26 protein-coding genes and 2 pseudogenes are annotated in these 25,871 nt (G+C 58.6%); 19 read left to right on the forward strand and 9 right to left on the reverse strand.

From position 1 onward, the window contains the following. Positions 1-860: 860 nt before the first annotated feature. The gene (locus tag AB8B33_RS36400) at positions 861-1,064 is read right to left on the reverse strand and encodes a hypothetical protein (RefSeq protein ID WP_439019194.1); all 204 of its coding nucleotides are present in this window, start codon (positions 1,062-1,064) and stop codon (positions 861-863) included. 178 nt (positions 1,065-1,242) lie between these two features. Between AB8B33_RS36400 and AB8B33_RS36405 the strand changes: the two genes are divergently transcribed. From AB8B33_RS36405 to AB8B33_RS36415, 3 genes are all read left to right on the forward strand, one after another. Further along, entirely contained in the window at positions 1,243-2,301 is a 1,059-nt protein-coding gene (locus AB8B33_RS36405; RefSeq protein WP_439019195.1) for an alpha/beta fold hydrolase, read from the forward strand. A 169-nt stretch (positions 2,302-2,470) separates the two neighbouring features. After that, a complete protein-coding gene (locus AB8B33_RS36410; protein WP_439019325.1) occupies positions 2,471-3,520 on the forward strand; it encodes a class I SAM-dependent methyltransferase in 1,050 nt (349 codons plus the stop codon). Positions 3,521-4,260: 740 nt separating this feature from the next. Then, a complete protein-coding gene (locus tag AB8B33_RS36415; protein ID WP_439019196.1) occupies positions 4,261-4,935 on the forward strand; it encodes a transcriptional regulator in 675 nt (224 codons plus the stop codon). 13 nt (positions 4,936-4,948) lie between these two features. Here AB8B33_RS36415 and AB8B33_RS36420 read toward each other — a convergent pair whose 3' ends face one another. Together AB8B33_RS36420 and AB8B33_RS36425 are read right to left on the reverse strand one after the other, a co-directional pair. Then, the gene (locus AB8B33_RS36420; protein ID WP_439019197.1) at positions 4,949-5,290 is read right to left on the reverse strand and encodes an MBL fold metallo-hydrolase; all 342 of its coding nucleotides are present in this window, start codon (positions 5,288-5,290) and stop codon (positions 4,949-4,951) included. A 127-nt stretch (positions 5,291-5,417) separates the two neighbouring features. Next, a complete protein-coding gene (locus tag AB8B33_RS36425) occupies positions 5,418-5,795 on the reverse strand; it encodes an RT0821/Lpp0805 family surface protein (RefSeq protein WP_439019198.1) in 378 nt (125 codons plus the stop codon). Between the two features lie 832 nt (positions 5,796-6,627). Here AB8B33_RS36425 and AB8B33_RS36430 point away from each other — a divergent pair. The 4 genes from AB8B33_RS36430 to AB8B33_RS36445 all read left to right on the forward strand — a co-directional run bounded on the left by AB8B33_RS36430 (position 6,628) and on the right by AB8B33_RS36445 (position 7,960). Beyond that, complete coding sequence (locus AB8B33_RS36430; RefSeq protein ID WP_113186317.1) at positions 6,628-6,837, forward strand: cold-shock protein; 210 nt, start codon at positions 6,628-6,630, stop codon at positions 6,835-6,837. 130 nt (positions 6,838-6,967) lie between these two features. Beyond that, complete coding sequence (locus tag AB8B33_RS36435; protein WP_113186316.1) at positions 6,968-7,192, forward strand: hypothetical protein; 225 nt, start codon at positions 6,968-6,970, stop codon at positions 7,190-7,192. A gap of 29 nt (positions 7,193-7,221) precedes the next feature. Further along, the gene (locus AB8B33_RS36440; protein ID WP_113322098.1) at positions 7,222-7,602 is read left to right on the forward strand and encodes a DUF6481 family protein; all 381 of its coding nucleotides are present in this window, start codon (positions 7,222-7,224) and stop codon (positions 7,600-7,602) included. 82 nt (positions 7,603-7,684) lie between these two features. Beyond that, positions 7,685-7,960, forward strand: coding sequence for a hypothetical protein (locus tag AB8B33_RS36445; protein ID WP_113186314.1), 276 nt, complete (start codon positions 7,685-7,687; stop codon positions 7,958-7,960). A gap of 904 nt (positions 7,961-8,864) precedes the next feature. Here the strand turns inward: AB8B33_RS36445 and AB8B33_RS36450 are convergent. Beyond that, positions 8,865-9,178: pseudogene (locus tag AB8B33_RS36450) on the reverse strand (plasmid stabilization protein). Positions 9,179-9,321: 143 nt separating this feature from the next. On the opposite strand from AB8B33_RS36450, the gene AB8B33_RS36455 reads away from it, so the two are divergent. From AB8B33_RS36455 to AB8B33_RS36475, 5 genes and pseudogenes are all read left to right on the forward strand, one after another. Further along, positions 9,322-10,215: an SDR family oxidoreductase gene (locus AB8B33_RS36455; protein ID WP_439019199.1), complete on the forward strand. Its 894-nt coding sequence runs from the start codon at positions 9,322-9,324 to the stop codon at positions 10,213-10,215. 22 nt (positions 10,216-10,237) lie between these two features. Next, a pseudogene (locus AB8B33_RS36460) lies at positions 10,238-10,726 on the forward strand (alpha/beta fold hydrolase); the annotation flags it as partial. Positions 10,727-11,166: 440 nt separating this feature from the next. Then, positions 11,167-11,415, forward strand: coding sequence for a type II toxin-antitoxin system VapB family antitoxin (locus AB8B33_RS36465; RefSeq protein ID WP_113186312.1), 249 nt, complete (start codon positions 11,167-11,169; stop codon positions 11,413-11,415). Then, positions 11,412-11,825 carry a type II toxin-antitoxin system VapC family toxin gene (locus tag AB8B33_RS36470; protein ID WP_310388863.1) on the forward strand — a complete coding sequence of 138 codons (414 nt, stop codon included), beginning with the start codon at positions 11,412-11,414 and terminating at the stop codon, positions 11,823-11,825. Before AB8B33_RS36465 ends, AB8B33_RS36470 begins: the two co-directional genes overlap by 4 nt. A gap of 364 nt (positions 11,826-12,189) precedes the next feature. Beyond that, the gene (locus AB8B33_RS36475) at positions 12,190-13,467 is read left to right on the forward strand and encodes a tetratricopeptide repeat protein (protein ID WP_439019200.1); all 1,278 of its coding nucleotides are present in this window, start codon (positions 12,190-12,192) and stop codon (positions 13,465-13,467) included. 11 nt (positions 13,468-13,478) lie between these two features. On the opposite strand, the gene AB8B33_RS36480 is transcribed toward AB8B33_RS36475, so the two are convergent. The 3 genes from AB8B33_RS36480 to AB8B33_RS36490 form a co-directional block, all read right to left on the reverse strand. Further along, positions 13,479-13,757, reverse strand: coding sequence for a helix-turn-helix transcriptional regulator (locus AB8B33_RS36480; RefSeq protein WP_310388876.1), 279 nt, complete (start codon positions 13,755-13,757; stop codon positions 13,479-13,481). Positions 13,758-13,774: 17 nt separating this feature from the next. Then, positions 13,775-15,097: a type II toxin-antitoxin system HipA family toxin gene (locus tag AB8B33_RS36485; protein WP_439019201.1), complete on the reverse strand. Its 1,323-nt coding sequence runs from the start codon at positions 15,095-15,097 to the stop codon at positions 13,775-13,777. A 458-nt stretch (positions 15,098-15,555) separates the two neighbouring features. Continuing rightward, positions 15,556-15,723, reverse strand: a complete 168-nt coding sequence (locus tag AB8B33_RS36490) for a hypothetical protein (RefSeq protein WP_310388880.1) — start codon at positions 15,721-15,723, stop codon at positions 15,556-15,558. A gap of 146 nt (positions 15,724-15,869) precedes the next feature. Between AB8B33_RS36490 and AB8B33_RS36495 the strand changes: the two genes are divergently transcribed. Beyond that, positions 15,870-16,118, forward strand: coding sequence for a hypothetical protein (locus AB8B33_RS36495; protein ID WP_162748115.1), 249 nt, complete (start codon positions 15,870-15,872; stop codon positions 16,116-16,118). Between the two features lie 162 nt (positions 16,119-16,280). Here the strand turns inward: AB8B33_RS36495 and AB8B33_RS36500 are convergent, their stop codons facing one another. Further along, positions 16,281-16,484 (reverse strand): hypothetical protein, encoded by a 204-nt coding sequence (locus tag AB8B33_RS36500; protein ID WP_439019202.1) that lies wholly within the window; start codon positions 16,482-16,484, stop codon positions 16,281-16,283. A gap of 1,269 nt (positions 16,485-17,753) precedes the next feature. Between AB8B33_RS36500 and AB8B33_RS36505 the strand changes: the two genes are divergently transcribed. The 4 genes from AB8B33_RS36505 to AB8B33_RS36520 all read left to right on the forward strand — a co-directional run bounded on the left by AB8B33_RS36505 (position 17,754) and on the right by AB8B33_RS36520 (position 22,888). Continuing rightward, positions 17,754-19,316, forward strand: coding sequence for a PAS domain S-box protein (locus AB8B33_RS36505; RefSeq protein WP_439019203.1), 1,563 nt, complete (start codon positions 17,754-17,756; stop codon positions 19,314-19,316). A 578-nt stretch (positions 19,317-19,894) separates the two neighbouring features. Further along, positions 19,895-21,337, forward strand: a complete 1,443-nt coding sequence (locus AB8B33_RS36510; RefSeq protein WP_310388888.1) for an ATPase domain-containing protein — start codon at positions 19,895-19,897, stop codon at positions 21,335-21,337. Then, positions 21,334-22,374 carry a sensor histidine kinase gene (locus AB8B33_RS36515; RefSeq protein WP_310388890.1) on the forward strand — a complete coding sequence of 347 codons (1,041 nt, stop codon included), beginning with the start codon at positions 21,334-21,336 and terminating at the stop codon, positions 22,372-22,374. The genes AB8B33_RS36510 and AB8B33_RS36515 overlap by 4 nt, the downstream gene beginning before the upstream one ends. 142 nt (positions 22,375-22,516) lie before the next feature. Then, positions 22,517-22,888 carry a response regulator gene (locus AB8B33_RS36520; RefSeq protein ID WP_310388892.1) on the forward strand — a complete coding sequence of 124 codons (372 nt, stop codon included), beginning with the start codon at positions 22,517-22,519 and terminating at the stop codon, positions 22,886-22,888. A 113-nt stretch (positions 22,889-23,001) separates the two neighbouring features. On the opposite strand, the gene AB8B33_RS36525 is transcribed toward AB8B33_RS36520, so the two are convergent. Further along, positions 23,002-23,511 carry a GNAT family N-acetyltransferase gene (locus AB8B33_RS36525; RefSeq protein ID WP_439019204.1) on the reverse strand — a complete coding sequence of 170 codons (510 nt, stop codon included), beginning with the start codon at positions 23,509-23,511 and terminating at the stop codon, positions 23,002-23,004. 307 nt (positions 23,512-23,818) lie between these two features. Here AB8B33_RS36525 and AB8B33_RS36530 point away from each other — a divergent pair, with 307 nt between their 5' ends. After that, entirely contained in the window at positions 23,819-24,160 is a 342-nt protein-coding gene (locus AB8B33_RS36530) for a hypothetical protein (RefSeq protein ID WP_439019205.1), read from the forward strand. A gap of 332 nt (positions 24,161-24,492) precedes the next feature. Beyond that, positions 24,493-25,350 carry a polysaccharide deacetylase family protein gene (locus AB8B33_RS36535; RefSeq protein WP_439019206.1) on the forward strand — a complete coding sequence of 286 codons (858 nt, stop codon included), beginning with the start codon at positions 24,493-24,495 and terminating at the stop codon, positions 25,348-25,350. Positions 25,351-25,871 lie beyond the last annotated feature (521 nt).

Raw genomic sequence — 25,871 nt, forward strand, 5'->3', positions numbered from 1 at the left:
GCGACCGGCTGCCATCCGAAAATCGTATCATGCCGCACATATATGTTTGTCGCTCCAATATACAGCGCGCTAACACCATCATCGATTGGGTTGCCTCCGATCCTGATACTACCCAAATATCCTCGCCGAAATCACAATTTTCTTGCAGTAAAGGCTTGATAAACGTAGCGACAGGCTTGGTGGGACCGCGCGCTGGGCCGTAGGCGCCTGGGTCGAAAGAGGGTCTGCCCTTCGCGCGATCCCAAATTGTAGACGTGGAAATCTGTCGATCGTTGCGGGAAATAGGCTTGCAACTCAAACAGATGCAAGCTGCTCATGCTCCGTCCCGACACGCCTCTGTCACGGTAATCACGATTCAACACCCGAATCCCGTGACAACGGCGTGACATCCACAGCCGTGATGCCGGTTGGTGGATCGCGCGACGCACCATGTGCTGCATGTGATCCGGGAAAGACGAAAGCGCCACGTGATCCGGACGCCCAAATTCTTGGTGTACGATAAAGTTCCAAAACCGAAGAAGAAATTTGTGGAGGTGGACCGCGCAACGACCGCCAGGGCTTTGAAGGGATCCATCACAGTGACGGTTCGCCGCACGATCCGGATATCTAATCGCATCTCCGGCGAAAAGTTCCGACTTATTTTCGTCGCGCTTTCTCAGTGTTTCTTCGGTATCACGTGGATCGGTTGCAATCGGACCGCCCCTGGCCGACGCGAGGACCTCGCTCTCTTGAACGCTCAAGCCCGGCGTTCGCCTCCTCAAGATCCTGGATGTCACCTCGGCTTGCGCCGGTGGATAAGCCACTCGGCCCGGAATTGTGTGCCCGAGGCGGTGGCGTCGCAGCTGAGGACTTGCAGACACCTACGACATAGTCTTTGCAGCCAGCATCGCGATGCCGGAGAAAAGCCGCCACAGCGCCAGCATTATCCCGAAAACAAGATATAGGGTCGCGACGGAAAGCAATATCCCGAAGAGAACGATCATCCTGTAGACGTAGGAGGCCGGTGCAAAGTCGAGCAGCCAGACATGCTCCCCGAACCTTAAAAGGTCGCTCGTCTTCTCCACGCCGAACACCCGGCGCTTGATCAGGCTCGCCCAGTATTTGGTTGATCGAGGGGCAAGATTGGGTACGCCCTGATCGAAACTCGCTACCGGATTTCCAAGGATAGCATTTGACCGTTGGGGGCACCAATTGATGGGGATAGGTCTGTTATGTGACCGTTCCGTACGATATTCTCGGCGGATGAAACTCAGCCAGACCATACGGTTTTGTACCTCCGCAGACGGCACCCGCATCGCCGTCGCGTCTTGTGGACAAGGCCAGGTGATCCTGCGGGCGGCGCATTGGCTCAGCCACGTCGACTATGATCTCGAGAGCCCGGTCTGGCGGCCCTGGCTCCGGGCGATGTCTGCCCGGAACCGGTTTGTACGCTACGACCCGCGCGGCTGCGGCCTGTCGGACCGGCATGTATCTGACCTTTCGATCGACGCGTGGCACGCCGACCTTGATGCCGTGGCTGCTTCGATCGAGGACCCGCGCTTCGTTCTCCTCGGTCTTTCACAGGGCGGCGCACTCGCTATCGTGTATGCGCTGAGGTATCCGGAGCGGGTCTCGCATCTGGTTCTCCTAAACGCGTATGGCCAGGGTGCCAGGACGAGAGCTCAGACTGAGGCCGAGCGGCTGGAAGCCGAAACACTTGTCAATTTCGTTCGCATCGGCTGGGGACGAGACAATCCAGCCTTTTGTCAATTTTTCACCAACCTTTTCATCCCCGACGGCACGCCTGAACAGCATCGCTGGTGGGGTGATCTGGAGCGCCTGACTGCGACTCCTGAGGTTGCAGCGCAATTGCTTTGGCAAATGCAGGGGATCGATGTGCTGCAGCTTGCGACGATGCTTCGTGTACCGACATTGATCGCTCATAGCCGTGGCGACGTGCGCGTGCCGTTCGACCAGGGCTGCAAGCTTGCCGCTGCAATTCCAGGCGCCAGCTTCGTGCCGTTAGAGAGCAAGAACCACGTGCTCTTGCCAGATGAGCCCGCATGGAGCGTATTTCAGGCAGAACTCGCTGCTTTTCTCGGGCAGGACAGCCCCGTACGACCGCGCGCCGTCAGCGAGGCAGATCTCACACCCGCCGAGGCGGCCCTTCTCGACCTCGTGGCGGAAGGTCTCGACAACCGGGCGATCGCAGAACGGCTCGGCAAGAGCGTCAAAACCGTACGAAATCAGCTGTCGGTGATCTTCAGCAAACTCGGCGTGCATAGCCGCTCGCAGGCGATCGTCATCGCGCTCTCCAATTAGTCCCCCGACAGCTAGCTGCTCTCTGTGCGGCGGACGGGACGTATGTCCCTCCAATCAGCGGGATTGTTCGCCGCTGCGGGACGATCGCCTCATGTTCCTGGAGGCGACTTGTTCCATCCTCGGCGTCACGGATGGCAAGACGCCTTCCAAGGATGAGGAGGAATGCGAGATGTCGGAACTCAACGAAACAGCTCTCAATGAGCTGGTAGGCCGGGTCCTCGGCGATCTTGGCGGCGCGGTCAGCGTGCCGCTGGTGCGGATCGGAGATGCGCTCGGGCTATATGCGACCCTCAGGGAGATCGGCCCAGCGAAGGCCGACGAACTCGCCGAGGCTGCGGGCTGTGCGCCGCGCTATGTGCGCGAGTGGCTGGCAGCCCAGGCGGCTTCGGGCTATGTGCATTACGAGCAGGGGCGCTTCTCGCTGACGCCCGAGCAATCTCTCGTGTTTGCCGCACCGGACAGCCCGGTCAATCTGATCGGCGCGTTCGATACCGCCGCTGCGATGGTGGAGAACCAGCCGAAGGTACAGGCCGCCTTCAAGACCGGTAGGGGTGTGGCCTGGGGCGATCAGGCTGGCTGCATGTTCTGTGCCGTCGCGCGGCTCTTCCGCCCTGGTTACGTCAATGCGCTTGTGCAGGATTGGCTGCCGGCGCTCGACGGCGTCGTCGACAAACTGAAGAAGGGCGTGAAGGTGGCCGACGTCGGATGCGGGCATGGTCTATCGACGATCTTGATGGCGCAGGCGTTCCCAGACTCGCGGTTTACGGGCTACGACTTCCATCCGGGCTCGATTGCCGCTGCGACTGCGCATGTCCAGGCGCACGGATTGACGAATGTCCATTTCGAAGTCGGCCGGGCGCAGGATTTCGAGGGTCGCGATTTCGATTTTATCACCTGCTTCGACTGCCTGCACGACATGGGCGATCCGAACGGCGCGGCGGCTCATATCCGACGTGCACTGAAGAACGGCGGCACTTGGATGGTCGTGGAGCCCATGGCCGGGGATACGCTGGAGGAGAATATCAACCCAGTGGGACGGCTCTATTACTCCGCCTCGACGATGATCTGCGTTCCGACCTCGCTTGCTCAGGAGACGGGTCTCGCGCTTGGCGCGCAGGCAGGAGAGCAACGTTTGTCCGACGTGATCCGGTCGGGCGGTTTCACCCATGTTCGACGGGCGGCCCAGACGCCCCTCAACATGATTCTCGAGGCAACTTAATGTCGGGGTCGCGGTCTACGGCCAGAAGGACGCGCAATCTCGGGCGTTAAAGCGATCGACCGCAAAGTCCGGTGTTCCTTAGATTCCCTGCAGGGCGAAGCGAGGGCTGACCGCCTTCGACCGCTTCAGGGCGTGATACACTGCTTCGGCAACGCCTTATCAGCATAAACGCTTAGTCTGCAGTTTGATCGGCTTCGAGTGTACGGACGACCACGCCGTTTCGGACATTTTGTGTTCGCATGATAAACTGCCTCGTCATCGTGACGCTGGAGGTGTTTGGCTGCCAGGAGTTTTCACTTCGATGTCGCCGTCGCTCTTTGAAGCAAGGAATAGATTCGAGTGTCTTTTGGAACCTCGACGCAAAATTCCCACCAACTCTTCGCCACTGTGGTCTTCCCCGTGATCACGAATTGGAAGCTTTTGGTCGGGCTGGCGCTGGCCTGGAAGCCAGCGCCAGCTCTCGACCGCGTGTGGGTTTCATAAATGGACGTTATGTCTCGACGTTCGCCCTATCAAGCGCTTAGCTCGTTTGAGTAAGGCGTCGCCGTCTCCGATCGCTTCAAGACCGTGCACCTCGTAGCGTCAAGCGTTACGACCTTAACCGCGTTCGGTCAGCCACACCGCTGCGGAATTGTGCGGCAGCATCGGAGGTGACTATGGACTGGTAGTCCGGTAATCGGTATTGCGAATGTCCCAGCATATCACCAAACCATCCCGTGGATTCTTCAAGGCTTTTTATATTGAAAAAAGTGCAACGCAATTTTGCGGTCGAGTACAAAACCGGCAGGCGAAAACTCGATTCCAGGTCAAACTCGATCTGGGGCAACATGGATCTAAAATCCGTTGCTCGCGATATTGAGAGAGAGGCAATCCCATATCTCTCAGGCATCTCTCAGAGTGGCAAATCCGACCGCGAGGTGTCTTTACCGGAGCGAGATCAGGCCGAGTCGTTGTTGACACCGCTTTCCGGGACGTCGACAACTGAATCAATGACGCAGGAGATGGGCATGGCCGACGAGACTGATACGATCACAAATGCCGACGTACTGACCGTTGTCGAAACGTCCGATGCGCCGAAGAAACAGCGCAAACCCCGCGCCAAGAAAGCCGCGGCACTCGAAACGGCATCAGCTGACGCAACGGCAGAGCCATCAGCTGCTCCGACCGGCGCCGTTGGCGAGAAAAGGAGAGGTCGTAAGGCAAAGGTGATCGAAGCTGCGTCCAGTAACAAACGTGGACGTGTGAGCCGTGCCGCAAAGGCTGTGCAGACAGCCTCGGCCGTGCCGATGACGGTGATCGATGAGATGGCAGATCTCTTGCAGTTGGAAGAGGAGAATCAACGATTGCGCAAGCTTCTGTCTGAAAAACTGCGCGCCGAAAATGCCGATCTGCGCAAACGGCTCAAGCTCGATTGATATAAGCAGCCGGTCAATCGCCGAACGCCCGGCCACTTCCTGCAGGGTTTTCACCCCGCCCGGCTTGAAGGGTCTTCACGTTTCTGTCGATCACCTTGACGATGTTCGCAAGCTGGGCGTTCTTCTTGGCGAATGCCCATTCCGCCGAGGACATGCGGATCGTTGCCTTGGGGAAGGCCAACTTCCCGTCCTTAACGAGGCCGCCCATGTGGTCGGGATGCGAATGGGTTATCAGAATGTCGGTAACTTCTTCCGGCTTGGTGCCTGCCTGAGCGAGGGACTGCTGCAGCGCCCCGCCAACCCCAGTATCGATCAGGATCACGCGCTTTGGCGCTTTCACCAACAACGCGTCCACGCTCAGCGTGACGGTATCGGTGGGCGCACCTGCTGCTTTGAGTACTTCACCAGTTTCCTCTGGAGAGAGTCCGACACCGAAGACCTTGCCGTCGTTCGGCAGTACGAACTGGGCGTCGTGCTATAATTCAAGGAGCTAGGGCAGGGGTTGGATACTGCCCACCAAGTTTCCAACTGTTCCCAGACGGGCAAGCTACGCCGTTGAATCGCGCCATACCGTCGAGCGATTGCCGACTGGTTACAAATCCGCGACAGCCGTCCGGTCCATCGTTACTGGGATCGATCTGTTCGATAACGCCCGTGCTGCCTGTCGATGGGTTGGCCCAAGCGAGCGCAGTTGCGCCGACAGCACTGCGACCGACTGTATCTGCGATCACCGCTTGATCGGTCAAGGGCGCCTGGTGCGGGATTGCTGATTGGGCGAGGGGCGTCTCGAGCGGCTCGATATGTGAGCATGCCGTCAAAGCCGCGATGCCCATTGCCGAGATGAAGTGCTTTGGATTCATCGCCCGATAAAGCGTTTTGCTTTTGGTATTTCAAGTTACTAATAGTTCACATTCTGGCGAGGTTTCAGTGATTGCCTTTGCCGGAGAATGCTCCGGCAGCGCCGCAGCCGCTGCTTCTTGCGCAAACGCTGACAAAGACTGGCCCTTTGGGGCATTGGCGAAACTCGATTTTTTGACAGAGCGACTTCAAGGACGACAGGTCGCCACTGATCCTTACCTGCGCGAATGCCCATGCTGTGCAGATTTTTCGCGTTTCCGTCGATGTCGATGAAGCACGCAGTCGCGAATGAGCTGTGAATTGCGCTCGCAAACGAGATCGGCTCGTTCGGCTCCATAGCTAACATGGTGAAGCGCCCTGTGGCAGTTCGGACAAATCGCAAGCATTCTGAACTCTATCGCTGCCGCCGTCGGCAAGCTTCTCCCTATGACGTAGGATAATCATCGCCCGGAGCGGTCGTGAAGGGCGCTGGTGTGCCGCAGCACTCGCAACGGCCGCGCGTCCGCTTCAACGCGTACGCTTTGACCCCTGGGTCTTCTTAGAGGGCCGACTATGCCCTGAGGGTAGGGCACGGTGAAGGAGTGCAGTCTGGGCAATGTCACTGTACGTCGGCCGGAAGCAGATTCAGAGTGACTAAGTCGGAAGTCTATTCCGCTAGAAATCTGTTGACGACGAGGACCCTTTGGCCTATTGAACAAGACATCGATATTTGCTTGCTGAGCTTTGGTTACCGCGCGATTGGCAACGCGCCTTGAACGAACCCCTCTTTCAAAAATCGCTATCTTCCGCAGCGCTTTGGCGTTGTGGTTCCTCTATTGCTATGAAAGGGTTCTCATGACCACTGGCACAGTTAAATGGTTTAATTCCACCAAGGGCTTCGGCTTCATTCAGCCCGACAATGGCGGCGCCGATGCGTTCGTTCATATCTCTGCTGTCGAGCGCGCCGGAATGCGCGAACTCGTGGAAGGGCAAAAGATCGGCTTCGATCTTGAGCGTGACAACAAGTCGGGCAAAATGTCGGCCTGCAATCTCCAGTCGGCTTGATTAAACACTGCTTCCCTTTGACCACGGATGTACTGGCACTGGTTGAAGCAACTTATCGAAACGAGGCCAGGCAATTTGCCTGGCTTTTTGTTTATCGCCTTCCAGCGAGCCCATCCGGATCGGAACTCCCATGACAGAGACATACAGCAAATCCCGCCAGCGGGCGGAGGTTGCCTTTGGCGACGTCCAAAAGCAGTTCTTCGCCAAGGATAAAGCAGTCGAAGAACTCGACGCCTTTGTTCTTGCACGGGAGGCGAAGACATTGCGGCTTCGCGAGGCGCGCCTTTCGAAAGAACTTCAGGACCGAGCGTCAGCAACGTCCGCGCTTCTTGCAAAACGCGCCAGAGCGCGCTGATCCCTAGCAACACAATCCAGGACGAAAATTTGAAAAACGCACGAAACAAAGAGCTATCAGATCGGCGCGCCGCAGCGGCGGATGCCAAGACAGCTCTTCTCAATGCCTATCGCGCTGCAAGGGCTGCAGCCGAGCCTCTGCGAGCGACAAGAGAGGCTGAGCGCCTCGCTGCCGCTTCCGCCAGGGAACAAAGGCGCCAGGAGCGCGACCGGCTCAAGCTCGCAGAGCAGGAACGGCGGAATGCGGAAGCCAGCGAGCAACAAGCCGCCGCGGACGCGGTAGCTCAAGGCGCAAACGAAGCCCGCGTCGCAGCCGAGAACGCCCGGATAGCGCGGGTGATCGAGGATGAGGCGGCGCGAAAGGCTGAACGCGACCGTCGTTATGCCAACCGTAAAGCGAGACAAGCTTAGCCTTCCGCTCGATGATCCGAACTGCCGACGCCGTCTCATCGCGACTCGCTGAAGGTTCTCACTCACACCACAGGAGCCTCCGATGGCACCCGATACGAAGGAACTTCAGGCGATCAACACTGCCTGGCAGATCGCGATCCAGGAGATCTTGCGCATGGTCATCCGCGACATGTATCATGCCGGCGGGGAAGCCGCGTTCAAGACGCATATTAAGCGGATCGAAGAAGCAGCTGTCGACAGCATCTATACGGATCTAAGGCTTCGCGGAACCGATGAATGGACTGAGGTTCTGGTCAAGGAACGGGCGAGCAATTTCGTCACCACCCTGCTGACGTCATTTACCTACGACCGTGCGTGACCCCGCTTGGTGCCCACGGACCAAGTTGGCACAGGTTTCGCGGGGCCTTGTCCTCGAGGGTGGTCGCCGGCGATCTCATGAACTCTGAACAAGCCTATCGAGTCCCAGACAAGCCGATGCTAGGCCACTTCACGACGATGAGGCGCCGCTTGCCTCATCGTGCTGGCACACAATTCGGTCGGTCGGATCTTCTAGCATCAATAAGGGTGGTCAGATCGAGTCTCACGAGCCCAAACAGGCCTTTCTCAAGCGACCGCATGCTCCCGAGTTCAACCACGTCGATGCATAGCTCCCGCCAACGGGCCGCAAGCTGCACTTGGGTAAAGGGCTTGGCGAGCCTGACCATAGTTGTGTCGCCCCTTCCGGCAGTTCGGCATACCCGGTGGCCAGCACTAGGTGCCACGTGCCGGATCTCGTCTGCAAGCTGTGAGCCGGTCATAACCGGCATCGCGTAATTGGTAACGATCGATCGCAGGGGCCATCTTCAGAGCTTCTAAAGCCTCTTGGGCTGAATTCGCCTCGACAGCGGTATCCGACCTCGCACCTCATCCATCGTGCCATGTGGGATTGGTGCGAGAAGCCGGCCGAAAGGGCTGCTTCGCTAGCACTCACGTCGCCCTCCCTCCGTCGCGGGCGATGCCCATCGCTTGCTTGAAGCCATGGCGACGATGCGAAGTGCTGGCCCCCGCCCCGCGCGCCAGGGTTGGCGATCGTGAGCGTTTGATCGACGTTGGCCTCAACGAAATCAATTAGAAGGCGCAGTTGCCTGTCGGAGAGGCCCGTCCGCGCTTGGTATGATCTGGGCCTGGCTGAGCCGCCATGTGAGCCGTTTCTTGCGAGGGACCTCGGATGGTGTTCGACGGCATCGCCACGCTCGTGACCCCGCGCATGATCATGTGGTTCATCAATGATGAACGCGGTGCTCGGCGTTCCGCTTCCGCGTCGCCGCCGCCTTCTTTGCCGAAGCCGAACGGTCTGCGGCCGATCGCGACGCTGGAGCTTTGCCGCCTTTCTCGCCGGCTTTGTGGCCTGCGGGAGGTATGCTTGCCTTGCCCTGAACCGCCAGCCTCCTTGCCACCGCCATCATCCTTGTTGACAATCGCCCAGGCTGGGCGCTCGGCCTCCTTCCCGGATCCGCCGCGGTCTTCGTAACTTCGGCAATGTGGTCCGCCCGCGTTCCTGCTTGTCTGTGTGATTGGACTTGTCACCACGGCGCATGACAGTCCTCCTTCGGCGATAATAAGGACGAACGAAGGTTCAGAAAGTCTGCTCCACCGGAGGGCTTACAGGAACCAAAGGAGCAAACGGGCGTTCGCAGACAGTCATTATCGCGCAATTTTGCGAAAGCATCAGGTGTCATCATGAGCGACAAAACCTTCTTGAACGATCCTCGCGATCTCTATCCCGCGCCCCCTTTTCCGGTCCAGCCGCAGCAGGCGCCTGGCCTCGCCCGCAAGATGGATCCCGTGCCGGATCACGGTGAGCAAAGCTATCGGGGATCGGGAAGGCTCACGGGCCGCAAAGCCCTCGTCACGGGCGGGGATTCCGGCATCGGGCGTGCCGCGGCCATCGCTTTTGCTCGCGAGGGCGCCGATGTCGCCATCGCCTACCTCCCGGATGAAGAAGCGGATGCCAAAGAGGTGATCGGCCTTATCGAAGCCGAAGGCCGCACATCGCTCGCCCTGCCGGGTGACATCAAGGACGAAGCATGGTGCCGTGAACTGGTCGAAAAAGCCGTTTCACGGCTGGGCGGTCTCGACATTCTCGTCGTCAATGCCGGCCGGCAGCAATATCGCGAGAAGATCGAAGATCTCTCCAGCGAAGATTTCGATAAAACGATGAAGACCAATCTCTATGCGCTCCACTGGATCGCACAGGCTGCGGTTCGTCATATGCCAGCAGGAGCGGCGGTGATCACGACAGCTTCTATCCAAGCCTACCAGCCGTCTCCGATCCTGCTCGACTACGCCACGACCAAGGCTGGTATCGTGGCGTATACGAAAGCGCTCGCCAAGCAACTGATCGAACGTGGCATTCGCGCCAATGTTGTCGCACCGGGCCCAGTTTGGACAGTTCTCCAGCCGAGTGGCGGCCAGCCAGACGAGAAGGTCAAGAACTTCGGCAAGGACAGTGATTTTGGTCGTCCTGGCCAGCCGGTCGAGCTGGCTCCCGTCTTTGTGCTCCTCGCCTCTCAGGAAGCGAGCTTCATCAACGGCGAGGTTTACGGTGTCACCGGCGGCAAGGGCATCGCCTGATCGGAACGACTTTTAGGTGAGCATGTCGCAAGTACCAGCTTTGATACCTGTCTCCGCGGGTGTCCTGAATATTGCCTATTACGAGTCAGGTCCAGCGGATGGCATGCCGACGATCCTGCTTCATGGCTTTCCCTATGACGACGTTGCGATGACCCTCTCGACATCGGGAAACCGTTGCATCGTGCCTTTCTTGTGAGGGTATGGCCAGACCCGGTTTCTGTCGCAAGAAACGCCGCGCTCCGGGGAGCAGGCGGCACTGGGCGCCGATTTGTTGGCACTGATGGACAGCCTGTCGATCGAAAAGGCGATCCTTGGAGGATACGACTGGGCTGGCCGCGCCGCCTGCATTGTTGCCGCGCTATGGCCGGAAAGGGGGCTGGGACTGGCCAGCGCCGGGGCTACCTACAGCAGCCAGGACATCGTTGGCGCCGTCAATCCGGGTTCGCCCGATCGGGAGGCGCGCGACTGGTACCAATACTATTTCCATACCGATCGGGGCCGCAAGGGCCTTGACCAGCGAACCGGTCGATCGGACATGGCGTTCCGCTCCTCAAATGCAAACACGTGCTCTCACCGATAACGACCTCGGCGTCATCCAGTTCAATCCAGGAGGCGCGTGGTCCTCGTATGCTCCCGGCCAAAGGCAAATTTCTCGACGCCAGCGGCTGTCGGCCTTTCACGTGCCATGAGGTAGGCCGATGATGTATGGCCATGTGCAGGAGCTTTGGCGGCGTAGTTCTAGATCCCCGTTGAAGCGTCGTCGCCTTCCCAGAGTGATGGCGTGGAGCCGCAATTGAGATTTGCAGAGGGCATCGGCATCCAGTGGTTCAATTCTGCCTCGGCAGTGCCCGGGCTTGGATGTCTTGATCTGATTGACGGCAAGCCATCAGGCGCCATCTTGATGGCAGCCGATTGTTGGCTTATATCTGGCTAAAAGGAGAACCACCACAAATGGCCGCACCACAACTCTCTGTCCGAAGCTCAAAGGCAAGGGATCTGGCTCACAGGTTAGCGCGCCGTGAAAATCGTTCGATTGCCGAAGTGGTTGAACGCGCGCTTGAAGCCTACGAGACCCGCGAGGCGGGGCGCGAGCCTGCTTCTAGTTTCTATTTGCGTGTAAACGCGCAAGCTGCCACAGACATTGATCTGGATGCCGTGATCCGTGAAAACCGTCATCCTCATCGAGGCATCGAGGTTTGATATTTCTCGACACCAACGTCGTGTCCGAAACTTTAAGGAGGGCTCCAGGCGAAGCTGTCATGGCTTGGCTGGTTCGGTTCGATGCGGAACTGGCGCTGCCAACTGTGACAATCGCCGAGATCGCTTTCGGTATCCAGAAGATTAGGCCCGACCAGCGGGCCGATCGTCTGGAGCAGGGTCTGGCGGAGTGGCGTCGTCGGTTTGCCGATCGGATCTTTGGGCTGACGGAAGAAGCCGCCCTCGCTTATGGGGAAATCATGGCGGAGGCGATTCGTCGAGGGCGCGCAATGTCAGCACCTGATGGAATGATCGCTGCAGTCGCGCGAGTGAATGGCGGGCGCCTGGCCACACGCAATCTCAAGGATTTCGAAACGACGGGTCTCGATCTCCTGTGCCCGTGGGACTTCTGACCGTTCCTATTCCAGTCTCTGATTGCCCGTCACGCCCGCGACGCCGAATCGCTGATCGAGCTTCTGGCCCAGTTCAAGCTATCTGGTCCGCGTCAGACTTCTGTCGTGCGGCCCATCCAGAGCCGGGACATACTAGTGGCCTCGCCAGGGTGCTCTTAGCCGCAAGGTCGCACCCGCCGTCACCGGGTATCTGCTAGAAAATCCGGGCCGGGTCCTCGACAAGGAAGAACTGATTGCTGCCGTCTGGCCAACATCGATCGTCACCGACGACTCGCTAAGCCAGTGCCTGAAGGATATTCGTGGAGCGCTTGGCGCCGCGGCCGAAGGTTTCATCGCACGGTACCCCGCCGTGGCTATATCGTCGATGCCGAGAACATTCAGAGTCGCAGCCGGCTTCCGGCGCGCCAGTCCGAAAAGCCTTCCATCGGTGCTGCCCTTCCGGCCGCTGGCGAGCGACCGGGAGCATTACTGGTTCGCCGAAGGGTTGACGGAGGATATCGCGACGGCACTGACGCGTAGCCGGCAGTTGACCGTTATCTCTCCCCTTTCGCGATCCGCCGAGCCGGCCGCTTCCGCGAACGAGGCCGCCGAGGCGTTGGGCGTTCGCTATGCGGTGGACGGCAGCGTTCGGCTGGCGGGGGAGCACCTGCGCGTGTCCGCCCGGCTTGTCGACGTGCTCTCCGGCACGATTCTGTGGGCCGGCCGTTTCGACCGCTATCTCTCCGATGTCTTCGCCATCCAGGACGAGATTACCGGGGCGACGGTGCGTCATCTGGAATTGGAGCTTCTGCCGGAGGACCGGCGCGCCCTCCAGCTTTCCCGCACCGAGAACATGGAAGCATATACTTACTATCGCCACGGCTGGCAGCTCGCCCGCCACTGGTCCAAGGAATATCTGCTCGTCGCCCGCCGGATGTTCATGCAGGCCGTAGAGCTTGACCCGGCCTTCGCCAGGGCGCATTCGGCGGCTGCCCTTTGCGATTGTGTCCTTCTGGAATGGCTCGCGGGCAGTGAGACGCCGCAGTCGATTCTTGCCCTGGCGGACAAGGCATTGGCGCTTGACCCGAGTCTCGCCGAGGCCCACATCACGCAAGGCCTTGCTTTCCAGCGTCTCGGGCGGCTCGAAGAGGGGCGGGCGGCTTATTCGAAGGCGCTTGCCATCGACCCCACCTGCTATGAGGCGCGCCTGTTCGCAGGCTTTCTCGCCCGGATGGAGGGAGCGCACGGGATCGCTAAGGCGCATTTCTTCGAGGCGGCGCAGCTGCGGCCCGACGACTATCTTGGTCCCTATTTCGTCCTCGGCGAAGTCGACCTCTCCACATCGGAAAAACTGGTTTGGGCACAGCTGACGCTTGAACTAGCCGAACGGGCTGCGGTCCTGCAGCCCGAAAATCCCGCACCGTTGTCCCGCGGCGCCGTTGCGCTAGTCCATCTCGGACGGCTGCCGGCAGCCTTCGCGTGGACCCGGAGGGCTTTGGTGCTTGATCCCGACGATCCCGTCACCTGCTGCAACACCGCGTGCATCTATTCGATGGCTGGCGACCAGGAAACTGCGATGCGGTACCTCGAGGTTTATGTCCGGCAAAGTTCGGAGGACATGATAGGCTTGATCCGCCGTGACAGGACGCTCGACGGAACCTGAGAATTCAGCCATCATTGCGCCTTTGGAACAAACCCCACAGCAAATCCAAACAATCGACCAATTTTCACTAAAGTTTCGAGCGTTGGGTTCGCGCTCCCGGCTTCGATCTCGGCAACTTGGCGTCTTGTGAGCGATAGCGTCTTGGCGAATTCATTCTGCGTCAAACCAAGTCCCTTACGGATTTCGACAACCGCTTCAGGCAGCCTTAAGTCGCCAGTTCGAGCACGCTCCGCAAGTGTTCGCCGGTTTTCGAGAATCTCTTCTTTCGTGGGTTTCTTCCATCGAGCCATTTAGCTGTCTTTCGGCATCAGTGGCACGCCGCCAGAACGCTGTCTGTTATCGCGATGCAGCGTTCCATCGCACGGTCCAGAATCTCCGGAGACGCTTTCAAATCTTTCGCCATAGCCGGAGCCTGGCGCAGATGTTCGGCAAACTCGGAAAGCGTAGCCGCGAGCGTTTTGTGCTCTGCAGGATCAGGCATCAGTTCGGCACAAATGCGCTTCCAATCGGGAAGATGATCGCGACCGCCGTCACGCATCATAGCCCATCGGGTGGAGCGAACGATCCCCTCCTTGGCGAGCCGCATAGGCGCGAAATCGAAGAGCGGAGACAGGCAGATCGTGCCGTCCTGGTGCTTGCTGAGAGCCGAATTCCGGCCGTGATTGTCGGGATTGCCGAGCGCCAGATTGGCGATGTCGCGCTTCAGGTATTCCACAACGTCCCAGAAGGGATCGGCCGAATATTGGCGCAGAACGGCGATATAGGCTTCGTGCGTGCCGACATAGCCGAAATCAGCAATGCCGATCGCCGAGACGAGGCTTTCCTGACCAAGGCGAACGGTGCCGCCGCCGTCTCTCTTCTTCCGGTCGAAACGGGGAATGATCAGAACGCCTTCGGCATAGGTCGAGGGTTCGTTGACATCAAGACCGATTTCTTGAGCGATCAGCGAATAGAGGGCCTCGCCTTCAAGAATCAGGCGGTCCATGGGTTCATTGCTGCGTACCAGCTTGACGATGACGTGGCGCGCAGCCTCGTCATCAGTCACGAAGCTGTCGGGATAATAGAGGTCGTCATTCGCCTGCGTCATCGAGACCTTCGGCCATTCGCCTTGCAGGCCGCTGGAGCCGGAGGCCAGCATTCCAAAGCGGTCGGCGACTTCCATGAAGCGATCTGACCGTTCAAGGATTTCCGCTTCTGTCACCCCTTGGCGCTCAACACCGCGCAGCCGTTCCGCTTCGGCGTCCGCCGCTTCTTTGACGCGAATATTGCCTATGCCTCCCGTTGCCGATCGCAAAAGCAGCGGGAGATCAGAGGCGCGCGAGCCTTCAGCAAGGCTGAGATGCTCGGCAAGCTTTCGCCTTGCATGTCCCTGCGGCATGAGATCCAAAAGGAAAGGCGGCCAACTGCTGCCATATCGATTTTCAAGATCAACGGGGTAACGGACGGACAAGGCGCGATGGTCGCGCACCGTCGTTCCGGCCGCAAACTCCGCTGAGGCCACGTTGACGAAATAGTCGAGATCGTAGTCAACTATGGACGCGCCCTGAAAGCCGGCCGCGTCGTCCTTGAGTTCTAGCGTCGCGGCGTGATGCCACTCACCGTCAAAATGGGTTTGGAGCGTTAGGCGCATTAATTGACCCTTTCAATGGTGCAAATAATGCATTTTTTCAATTTATTCAACCCATCAAAGTGGGTTGAATAAATGTCGCTAGCGGCGAATATGGTCAAGACCAAGAAGGGCCTTGCCGGTTGCTGATAGCGCCCCCAGAGCGTGAGGAGCGGCACATGAACCAGCAAGGAGAAGCGCCGGTCCCACGCCCATTTACAAGGTCGCGGTTAGCCGCGTCCGTTCGGCTGGTCTGGTTCCAACGTGGCTAGCATTCACCAGAGCTAAGTAAGCCGAGCGGATTAAGCGCCGTCTCGTCTGAAAGCGCCAGTAACGATCATCACGTAAGTCGGTAAAGAGGTAGTGATTTGAGCAGCGCGTCGCCCACCCGCAGGCAAACCCGATCGTGATGTTGTCGCACACGGTCGGGTCGAGAACGGCGCCCGGTCCGACGCCGATCCCATAGCTCGAACCATCGTTCGTTATGGTTCTTGGCCGCCTTCGCGTACGGTGGGTACCTTCGGGTCGGTTTCAACTTCGCCAGGAGTAAAAAAAGTCAAATACGCTACAGCAAGAATGACCGCGATGACGAATATCGTCAGCACGAACTTGATCATCCCTCCGCTGGCTTTTTGTTCTGTTTCGGTCATGCCGAGTACAACATGGATTAGGCGTCGAAGTTCCCCCGCCGGGCACACTTCGCGATTGCCAAGGGGTGATCCTTGCAGCCGAAGCAAAGTATTTCATCGCAATTCCCGATCCGCGCTCTATTTCTACCTTCAGAAGGAGCATCGACGTGGAAAAACTCAGAGAATTTGCTTCAAGCACGAATGGCGATCAGTGGTTTCTTGGCTTCGACACTGCCACCGACAGAGAAGTAGTCGTTCACCGCGGCAATCCATCGTCAGGTGGCCATGAAACGACAATCCCTGTGAATTCGTTTTTGAATCAGCGGCCGTTTGGCCCGGAACATCAGGCTTTGAACTCGTTACTTGCGGATCGAAGAGCATCCGAGATCGAAGAGACCCCTGCCAAACTGGTCTAGCCCGTGGGAGGATGCCACCGAAGCCCCAAGAAGCCCCAACTTCTCTAGTGCTTGAGGCCGTATGCGTAAGCAGCGGCCTTTTTGCTTGTCAGGAAGTCTTCTCCTCGACTGGTCACCGGTCCACGCGCAAAAAACAGGAAACCGCACGATGAAGGAATGCGCCTATTCTCCTTCGGCTCCCAAGCCCTTTGGGCCTGTGAGTTGGCGTAAGTCTTCACCGAGAGATCTAACCGCATCCATTGTCACAGCCAGCGCCGACATGATCATTGCTACGTCATGGTCCTTGCCCGCCTGCGACAGCTCGTAGGATCTGGTCTGTAGCTGGTGGCTGATTGAGGTGAGCTGTGCAAAAGTTTCTTCGTTCATGTTAATCCTCCGAAGGTTTAAAGCCCCTGTGGAGGTTTTCGTTCCCAACATTCAAAGGCATCTGCTGGGCCGTGGCGAAGAAGAGCCCACTGGCGCAGAAAGGACCGATTGAAACAGTCTCGATTGTGCGTCGTGGATGGCCGCCGAAAGCCGCCCGCTCAGATCGTACCATGTCGATCAAAGCACCGTGGGATGAGGCGTAACACTCCATCAACGCAGCCATCACCGGCTTCAGGTCTTCTTGCGCTCTTCTCTTTCCAAACCTTCACGACTGTTCTATCGACCTGAGCGTCACAAGGTAGGTTCTCCTGCGGGATGTTCCGCCGAGAGTGAAGATTTGGCAGGTTCCAGGCGACGCGCGCAGCAGTATCCATAGCTCATGGGCACCATCTTGCATTGCGTTAGTCCACGGGGGAGGCGTCGATTTCAAGATCGGGCTCGGCGCGCCTGGATCAGAGAGGATATGACCGCCGCGACGACATCATCGATATCGCCCGATCGCTGTTGCGACCGGGCAGGTGATGAGGAAAGGGGCCGACCATGAATCGCGAGGATAGCGACGGTGGCGAGCTCGGCCTCAAAGCGGAACACGATGGCGCGGGGCAGTCGGTCCCGCTTGCGCCAACGCGCAAGCTCCTGGGGCTGCCCTTCCTCGCGCCCCTCGTGTGACGCGAATTCCCGCTTTCCCGCACTTCTGGTGCGGCCGCTTTGCTGAAAGCTCCGATACGCTTCATTGTTTTCGAACTGGGGTAGATAAGATGATCTTTGCCTCTTACAATCTGGGAGTGCAAGGTGATTAAGGCGACTTGAGGGTCCTTCTCTGTCCGTATGCATCATGCCATCGAGCCCAACGGCAACGGCCTCGTAATATGCGCAGGGCGCATTTTGGCAGCCACCCCTCGATCAGTGCAGGATTGCGCCAGAACAGGGTGGACGTCTATTCAGGAAGGTGTGCAACGTAAGAAGAATTTCGGAACAAGGTCCGTGTTGTAAGCGCTCTGGTTGTGCTATCTGACTCTTGGTAGAAAAAACGAAAGGCACTGGTCGCCGATATCAAACGTGCGCGGACGACGCTTACCGACTCGCGTTCGCGGACAGGTTTTGACTCCTCGAGAGCATACAAAGACGCACGAGTGGAGTTCGAGCCAGGCTCGTGACCATCGGCAGTGTGACGGCACCGGAAAACACATTCACCGTCCATTGATTTCAGCGCGCTTGGCTATACAACTTGGAACACAGGCACCTATTTGGTCGCAGAGCATAGATCGGATGGAACATTCCAAGGCGGCGAAGAAGTTGAACCAGCACCAAGCCAACGAAGAGCAGCGGTATCGGCTTCTTGTCGAAGCGATCACCGACTACGCGATCTACATGCTTGACCCGGAAGGCATGATCACGAGTTGGAATCCCGGTGCAGAGCGCCTCAAGGGATATAGCGAAAAGGAGATCGTCGGCCGCCACTTCTCGACCTTCTACACCGAGGACGATCGAGCCGATGGCCTGCCAGCACGGGCTCTTCAAATTGCGCAACTGGAGGGGCGTTTCGAGCGCGAGGGCTGGCGCCTTCGAAAGGACGGCACGCGCTTCTGGGCGAACGTCATCATCGATCCGATCCGCGACGCCCAAGGTAGTCTCATCGGCTTTGCGAAAATCACACGCGACATCAGCGAAAAAAGGGCCGCCCAGGAGGCAATCTTCCAGGCCCAGAAGATGGAGGCTGTCGGTCAGCTCACCGGTGGGCTGGCGCATGACTTCAACAACCTCCTGATGGCAATTCTGGGCAGCCTGGAAATCGCCCATAAGCGCGCTGTACGCAAGGACGTCATCGACCTCATCGAAAATGCCATCCAGGGCGCTCAGCGAGGAGCGGCCCTCACGCAGCGCCTGCTGGCATTTTCGCGCAGGCAGGAACTTCAGCTTCGTCCCGTCAATGTCGCCGAGCTGGTCGACGGCATGGTCGAAATGATGCAGCGCACGATCGGGCCCGGCATTGTGATCGAGACTGACCTTTCGGCGGATCTTCCGGAGGCAAGAACCGACGCCAACCAGCTTGAGAGCGCACTTCTCAATCTTGTCGTAAATGCGCGTGACGCAATGGCTGGCCAAGGACGGATAGCTATCACCGCGCGAACGGAGGCGGTGTCCGAGAGCCAAGATCCTGAGCTTGCCGCGGGTAGCTATGTCTGTCTGGCAGTTCGGGATCAGGGTGAAGGTATGGACCCACAGACCCTGGCCAGCGCGATTACACCGTTCTTCACGACCAAAGGCGTCGGGAAGGGGACTGGGCTCGGATTGCCGATGGTCCACGGCCTGATGGCGCAGTCGGGCGGCAAGCTGTTTCTCCGATCGAAGCAAGGCGCCGGAACTACAGCGGAGCTCTGGATTCCCGTTTCAGATGAAACCGATGCCGAAACTGTCCCCGCGCAGGAAGTCCAATCCTCAGAATCGGAGGAGCTCCATCCGATGACGGTGCTGGTCGTCGACGATGACGGGTTGGTCCTAATGAACACCGTTCTATTGCTTGAAGACCTCGGCATGGAGACGATGCAGGCTTCGTCCGGCGAGGAGGCGCTTTCCGTCCTCGAGGCAGGCCCGCTTCCCGACGTCGTCATTAGCGACCATGCGATGCCACAGATGACGGGTGCACGCCTCTATCAAGAAATTCGCCGCCGCTTTCCCGCGCTTCCCGTCGTTCTGGCTACCGGCTACGCGGAGTTGCCGAGCGGTGCCGAGGATGTTTCCGGAGCGATCCGGCTATCAAAACCTTTTAGTCAGGATCAGTTGTCGCGAGCCTTGGCGGAAGCCGACAGAAAACGAGAAAGCCGGACCTAAGACTTTCAAAGCAAGCACTATCGGTTGAGACGGTGGCTTTCAGGCAATCCCCGACAAGTCCTACCGAACGCCGAAGCGCCGAACCTGCCGATAAAGCCGAGAGCCGAATTTGCGGGTGGAACTGGAGAGTGGACGATAGATGTCGGACCTGATCAACGCCAATGCAATTTGGTATTCCGTATCGTCAACCATATTTTAGCTGACCGCAACTTTGCACTGTCGACGGATAGCATGGAGGCGTGGCACGACCATGAGCCTGGCAAACGCTGCAGCGGCCAGATCCGCAAACGCCTAGATAGGCCGGCTCCGCCGCCTTTCCCCTCCAGCAAGAGCTCGTGCACGTCCTGGATCGCCCTTTCGTAGCACCGAATCCCGACGTCTGTTGGCGACAGCCCGGTGCGTCGAGCGTACGAGCAGCCGCACCTGCAGACGGTCCTCCGGCTGGCCGGCGGACATGAGGCCGATGCGTCCTGGTGTCATTGATGTTTTGACAAACGCAAATATAACTGAAACGAGGCTCATGAGCGAGGAGGCACGGTCCAACTGGGTCTGCGCTATTTGGTTTCGAAAGAAGAGATATGCCGAAACAGAAGAAGTCTGCCGTTGTTAGCACAGGCATTACGGGTCTGGACGAAATCCTGCGTGGCGGGCTTCCGGCGTCCAATCTCTACATGATTCAAGGCGCGCCTGGCTCCGGCAAGACAACGGCTGCCCTCCAGTTCTTACGGGCGGGGGTTGAGGCTGGTGAAAGCTGCATCTATGTGACCCTCTCGCAGACAGCTGCCGAACTCGAGGCGATCGCTGCGTCGCATGGTTGGACGCTCGATGGTATTCGAGTGGAAGAATTGACAACCTCAGGCAGCATTAACGAAGCGGATGAACAGAGCATTTTCTTGACCTCTGACTTGCGGCTTGACGAAACACGCAAGGCAATCGAGGCGGCCATTGATAAGCATAAGCCCCGTCGACTCGTCTATGATTCCCTTCTCGAAATCCGACTGATCACCGGCGATTCTCCACGGTTTCGTCGTGAATTGATCGCCTTCAAAACCTTCCTGGCCAAGCGAAACGTGGTCGCGCTGTTACTCGATACGCAGACGCCTGGGTTCGATCGCAACGGCGAGGAGGTGGAAGGGTTGGCGCACGGCGTCATTCGATTTGACAAAGCGCTCGAAGAATACGGTGGTGTGCGCCGTCGCATCGAAGTATCCAAGCTGCGCGGCGTTCCGGTCGCTGACGGATACCATGATATGGCCATTCGGCAGGGAGAGGGCGTTGTGGTGTTTCCCCGGATCATGCCGAGCACGGGATTGGAAAACACCAAGCCGCAACTGATCAAGTCCGGCGTCGCGGCTCTCGACGACATGTTTGGCGGGGGCCAGGAGGCCGGCACCACGACGCTTGTTATCGGCCAGTCCGGCACCGGCAAGTCGACAATGTCATCTCTTTATGCCACCGCCGCGCTTGAACGCGGCGAGAGTGTCGCGCTGTTCCTGTTCGAAGAGCGCTTGGAAACCTTCTTCCGTCGTTCCGAAGGCCTGGGTATGGAGCTGCGGCAGTTTCACAAAGACGGAAAGCTAATCCTGCGGGATTTCAACCCGAACGAAATCTCACCCGGCGAATTCGGCCGAATCGTCCAGGATGCGGTCACTGAGAACAAGGTCCGTGTCGTTGTCATCGATAGCCTAACCGGGTATCTAAACTCTCTGCCGCATCGGGAAAAAGCAGTGCGCGACATCCAGTCGCTTCTGAAATTCCTGGCTCGGTCCGGCGTGCTGACGATGTTGATTGTCGCTCAGCATGGCTTGCTCGGTCAAAACGTCGGTATTGACGTCGATGTCAGCTTTCTGGGCGACACCGTTCTGCTTTTGCGGATCATTGAGCACGAAGTACGGCTGCGCCGAAGCATCACGGTCGTAAAAAAACGGCATGGCCCGCATGACCTCAACGTTCAGGAGTTACTGATCGAGAGCGGAAGCGTCAGCGTCGTCGCCTATAATCCGCTTCCTGATCCGAAATGAGCGGACATCCGTGCGAAAGTGAAATTGATTGGGTGCTCGTTCTCGCCCCTTTCCGCAAGGACGCCGATTATATTGCTGCCTTGCTTCGGGAGCAAAGGGTCGAGGTGGTGGCGTTACGCGGAAGCGAAGATGTCGCCCATCACCTCGCTATGTCGCCGGGCGTTATCGTCATCGCCCACGAAGCGCTGAACCCACAGATCGTGGCAAGCATCAGTGAACATCTCGCGGGGCAGCCCGACTGGTCAGAAGTTCCCATCCTGGTACTGCTTGAACGAGCCGCATCCATCGCCAAAATTCGCACTCAGCTTGAACGCGCATGGTCCGGTTCGCGCCTATTGTTTCATACCCGACCGATCGCTCAGCTGGAACTTGTCAACAGCATTCAGTCAAACCTGCTCGTCCGTTTGCGTCAGCGTCAGGTTCGCGATGCCATCGATCGTGAAAGAGAGCTGCGTCTCGAGCTCAATCATCGGATCAAGAACATCTTGGCAAGCGTCAGCTCCATCTTCCAGATGACGCAAAGAGGCGCGACCACCCTTGAGGGGCTTTCCTCGGAATTCAAGGGACGCCTTCAGGCATTGTCGGATGTGCACAGCGCGGTCTTCGAGGCAGGCGGGGAGGACGTCTTCCTCTCCTCTGTCGTCGAGCTGACGGTCGCGCCCTACAACACCCGAACGAAGCGTCGGATCAACGTTCGAGGGCCCGAGATCGCGGTGGGGCGGGACGCGGCGACGACAATTGCTCTTTGTCTGCATGAGCTCATTACCAATGCTGTCAAATACGGAGCCCTCTCCAACGGGGAGGGGTCAGTAGACATCGTGTGGGACGTTTGCGAAACGGACGAGCCAGTGTTTACACTGGATTGGGCGGAAAGCGACGGCCCCGAAGTCTCAGTGCCAAGCCGGCAAGGCTATGGCACGCGATATGTTCGCTCAGCACTCGGGTCATTGTGCGGGTCGACGCCGGAGATCAGTTTCGCCCGTGGAGGTTTCAAATGCCATGTTTCCGGTCCACTGCGCCGGCTAGCCACATGGTAACCCGCTGTGCCGTATGTCCGGGAACGCAAGCGTCATAAACATCCAAATTTAACGTCTTCTTGTGGATCGTTCGTGTTCCGAGCGCGTTTACGGACTCTACGCCTATAGTAAAAAACTGAGCACAGCACCGTCGGAGTTTCGCATGGACTACAACGGGATCACTGTTCTGGTCGTGGAGGACGAAACACTTCTTCGCATGAACATAGCATTGTCGCTCGAACAAGAGGGTTTTCGCGTATACGAAGCCGAAAATGCTGATCAAGCGATCGCCGTCCTGGAGGCCCACGCGGAGATAGGGCTGATGTTTACGGACATCGATATGCCGGGAAGTATGGACGGGCTGAAGCTTGCGACCGCCGTTCGCAACAGATGGCCGCCGATCAAGATCATCGTGACTTCAGGTCATCGGGAGATGAGCGACAGGGTTCTTCCGGTAGAAGGAAGGTTTTTTGGAAAGCCATACAATCCTGCAATCGTCATGACGGCGATGAGAGAGATGGTGGCGTCGTCTTAAAAGCTCGAGTCCAAGACTCCGCCTCGCTTGCAGACAGCATCCTCGTCGCACGTCTTTCCCGGTGATGCTCAGCGGATTGCTCTTCGCGTCGACGGCGCAAACGGCGATCGGACTTACGGCAGGATCGGCGGTATATGATAGACGACGCAGTCGTATTTATTGTTCTGGCGGTGTTCTCGCATCTCGCCGCCATAGGCCTCTGCAATCCGCCTGCTGGCCAGATTTTCCTCGGCCACCGGATACTCGAAATACCGGACCGGATGCATCCTGCTCACCCACCTCGCCACGGCGCCGATCAGCTCGTGACCAAACCTTCTTCTATGCACGTCGCGGCGTAACCAGATTCCAAGCTCGGGTGTCCCGGATTGAAGGGCGTGTACGCCGAGAATGCCAAGGCACCGACCATCGTCGCGACCGCGGGGGACGAGCGTAAGCTCCGATCCTTCGTCCATAGCAGGTAGCCAGTTTTCCCACACTTCGGCAAAAGCCTCTTCGGTCGGAGGCGGTTCCCAGGCCGTGAACTGCGTGATCTCAGGAGAGATACAGGCAAATACCTCGCCTGCGTCCTCTGGTGCGAAGGGGCGGATGATCGTGCGTTCCGTCGGTATTTCGATGTCCCGCATTTGTCTTGTCCAGCGCGCTCGTAAGTTTTCTACCGGGCTGAATGCTACCTTAACCGGGTTAGCGCCGGTAGCAATTCGCAAAGATTCCCTTGGGTTGGCGCGCGATGCCCCCTTTGACGATGATCGCTTTGAGTCAGCGTCATTCCGCAAGCGCTGGCCTGGCCGCGCCTTGATCACAATGCGTTAGAAAGTTTGGAGGCTCACCGCCATAACGGGACGCCGCCTCGCGCCAGAAAGCGGTGGAATTTTTTCCGATTTCTTTAATTGCGCTCGATAGGGTTTGCGAGATCAATTCCTTGGAGGTCTCATGGATTTCGGCGACTTCAAGACATATTCGTTCGCCGCGGCACCGGTAATCCTCTTCAGCGCACCGTTGACATACTGGCAACTTGCGAAAGACAAGTTCAGAGCCGGACAAACGTGGCTGATGATCAAGGTCCTGCTCATAGATGCGGCAATGACAGCATTCGGCGGATGCTCCTGGGGCGACGTATGCACTACCAGCGACTCTGTGAAGGGACTTGCCGCCATGATCGGACTAGCGGGGTTGTTCCTTTCTTTCCTGTTGGTCCCCGTGCTTGGTGGTGGACTTCTGGGACAGGGGCTGGGTTGGGCAATTTGGCGGCTCACGAAGCAATTCCGATCTTGATGTCTTGGAAGGTAGCTTTTGGGCGGGGTTGGAGCCTTTTTGGGCCCATATCATCCTGAGGGATAGTTCCACGGCAGAGGGCCCTCAATCTGGTTCTCTGCTCATGGTCGTTGATGATAGCTGTGAGCGTGGCGGTCAGGTTCAATGTGCCTTTGGCCCCATGTCCCGGCCCCCTTTGACTTGCACGCCGGCGCCTGCGGGTGCAAAATCACGCTTGGAGCGAAAAAGGGACGTCGCAGAAGCGTCCTGGAATCTGGCGTTACGGCGCCTGGTCCCCCGAACTCGATGAAGCTGCCGCATGTCGCGGCGGCCCGCGAGAAAGGGTGACCAGAATGTCCTCGCAATCCGTTTCCCGTTTCGTTGTCGTTCATGAAGACGACGTCGGCGTCAGCCATGGCGCCGATACCGCATTCCTCGAGTTCACTCGCCTGGGGCTCTGCACTGCCGGCTCGGTGATGGTGCCGTGCCCGTGGTTTGCGGAAATCGCTGCCATCGCCCGCGACAATCCGGAGCTCGATCTCGGCGTGCACCTGACCCTCAACTCGGACATGAAGCCCTATCGCTGGCGTCCATTGACCGGTGTATCGGATAAGGGCCTCACCGATGCGGACGGCTATTTCTGGGCCGAAGTGCCCGACGTGCGCCGCAACGCCGATCCGGCGGCGGTGGAGCGCGAGCTGCGCGCCCAGATCGACACCGCGCTTGCTGCGGGCATCGATGTGACCCACCTCGATTGCCATATGGGTACGGCGATGATGCCCGAGTTCGTTGCCGTCTACGAGCGGCTGGGGGCCGACTACCGCCTGCCGATCCTCATGATGAAAGACTACATGACGTTCTCCGTCATGGACTATGTCGGTCCCGTGACGACGACGGAATTCGACGCAGCATCGTGTCGGGCGCGGCGGCGCGGGAATCCGATTGTCGACTTGCAGCTAGAAACGCCCTGGGCGTGGCCGCAGGGCATCGAGGCGGCCTACCGCGACCTGTTCTCGCGCGTGCCCGAAGGCGTGAGCTGGCTTGCCCTGCATTTCAATGCACCCGGCGAGATCGAGCGCATGGCGAGCGATGCGGCCTTCCGGACAGGAGAATATGAGTTCTTCCGCAGCGGACGGGCCGCAGAGCTGATGGCCGAATACGGCATCGAGCCGGTGGGCGTGCGGGATTGGCGGGACCGGATGCGCGGATAGGAGACGTCCAGGCGTCCCGAGCCCACTTAGCGCCAAAGCAATGTGCCGGGTCGGCGGCGGCGCAGACCGCGAAATCGTGCTGCCCGGACCGGTCCCAGTCGGTCCGCCTTGGGCCTGAGCGTTTCTGAACTGATTTATCCGCATACTTCTACAGCGACCGGAGCGCCTCTGACATCGCCGTGCGACCGACATCGCGGTCGACGGGCACGTGACGTGCGGGGCACTAATCCCGGACCCCTGTCGTCACCGTATCGATTGCATCTTCCGGCAGCGACAGATGTCCCTCCCCAGATTGGCACTTGTTGGTGAAGGTCGGGCTCCGGCTTTCTGCTCGGAGCCAGGGAAAATTATAAAACGCATTCGTCGCCGCGCCAGTTATTTGGCCGACTGTCAGCACGCCAAGCTTGATTTCCCGCCTCTTTCTCACCGGCGGAGAACATGCGCGATCCGCAGTCAGGGCAGGACGACGCTCGCATATCTCGCCGTATTGTCCTTTGCTCTGCTAGGGGTTTGCCGGCCAG

The organism is Rhizobium sp. 768_B6_N1_8 (genome assembly GCF_051811225.1).
Classification (GTDB): Bacteria; Pseudomonadota; Alphaproteobacteria; order Rhizobiales; family Rhizobiaceae; genus Rhizobium.

Coding starts and splice junctions, on each gene's coding strand:
- AB8B33_RS36425 (WP_439019198.1), bottom strand. CDS start 5,795: ATGAATCCAAAGCACTTCATCTCGGCAATGGGCATCGCGGCTTTGACG.
- AB8B33_RS36485 (WP_439019201.1), bottom strand. CDS start 15,097: ATGCGCCTAACGCTCCAAACCCATTTTGACGGTGAGTGGCATCACGCC.
- AB8B33_RS36530 (WP_439019205.1), top strand. CDS start 23,819: ATGGATTTCGGCGACTTCAAGACATATTCGTTCGCCGCGGCACCGGTA.
- AB8B33_RS36430 (WP_113186317.1), top strand. CDS start 6,628: ATGACCACTGGCACAGTTAAATGGTTTAATTCCACCAAGGGCTTCGGC.
- AB8B33_RS36510 (WP_310388888.1), top strand. CDS start 19,895: ATGCCGAAACAGAAGAAGTCTGCCGTTGTTAGCACAGGCATTACGGGT.
- AB8B33_RS36525 (WP_439019204.1), bottom strand. CDS start 23,511: ATGCGGGACATCGAAATACCGACGGAACGCACGATCATCCGCCCCTTC.
- AB8B33_RS36520 (WP_310388892.1), top strand. CDS start 22,517: ATGGACTACAACGGGATCACTGTTCTGGTCGTGGAGGACGAAACACTT.
- AB8B33_RS36490 (WP_310388880.1), bottom strand. CDS start 15,723: ATGACCGAAACAGAACAAAAAGCCAGCGGAGGGATGATCAAGTTCGTG.
- AB8B33_RS36480 (WP_310388876.1), bottom strand. CDS start 13,757: ATGGCTCGATGGAAGAAACCCACGAAAGAAGAGATTCTCGAAAACCGG.
- AB8B33_RS36465 (WP_113186312.1), top strand. CDS start 11,167: ATGGCCGCACCACAACTCTCTGTCCGAAGCTCAAAGGCAAGGGATCTG.
- AB8B33_RS36435 (WP_113186316.1), top strand. CDS start 6,968: ATGACAGAGACATACAGCAAATCCCGCCAGCGGGCGGAGGTTGCCTTT.
- AB8B33_RS36445 (WP_113186314.1), top strand. CDS start 7,685: ATGGCACCCGATACGAAGGAACTTCAGGCGATCAACACTGCCTGGCAG.
- AB8B33_RS36535 (WP_439019206.1), top strand. CDS start 24,493: ATGTCCTCGCAATCCGTTTCCCGTTTCGTTGTCGTTCATGAAGACGAC.
- AB8B33_RS36405 (WP_439019195.1), top strand. CDS start 1,243: ATGAAACTCAGCCAGACCATACGGTTTTGTACCTCCGCAGACGGCACC.
- AB8B33_RS36455 (WP_439019199.1), top strand. CDS start 9,322: ATGAGCGACAAAACCTTCTTGAACGATCCTCGCGATCTCTATCCCGCG.
- AB8B33_RS36410 (WP_439019325.1), top strand. CDS start 2,471: ATGTCGGAACTCAACGAAACAGCTCTCAATGAGCTGGTAGGCCGGGTC.
- AB8B33_RS36515 (WP_310388890.1), top strand. CDS start 21,334: ATGAGCGGACATCCGTGCGAAAGTGAAATTGATTGGGTGCTCGTTCTC.
- AB8B33_RS36500 (WP_439019202.1), bottom strand. CDS start 16,484: ATGAACGAAGAAACTTTTGCACAGCTCACCTCAATCAGCCACCAGCTA.
- AB8B33_RS36475 (WP_439019200.1), top strand. CDS start 12,190: ATGCCGAGAACATTCAGAGTCGCAGCCGGCTTCCGGCGCGCCAGTCCG.
- AB8B33_RS36505 (WP_439019203.1), top strand. CDS start 17,754: ATGGAACATTCCAAGGCGGCGAAGAAGTTGAACCAGCACCAAGCCAAC.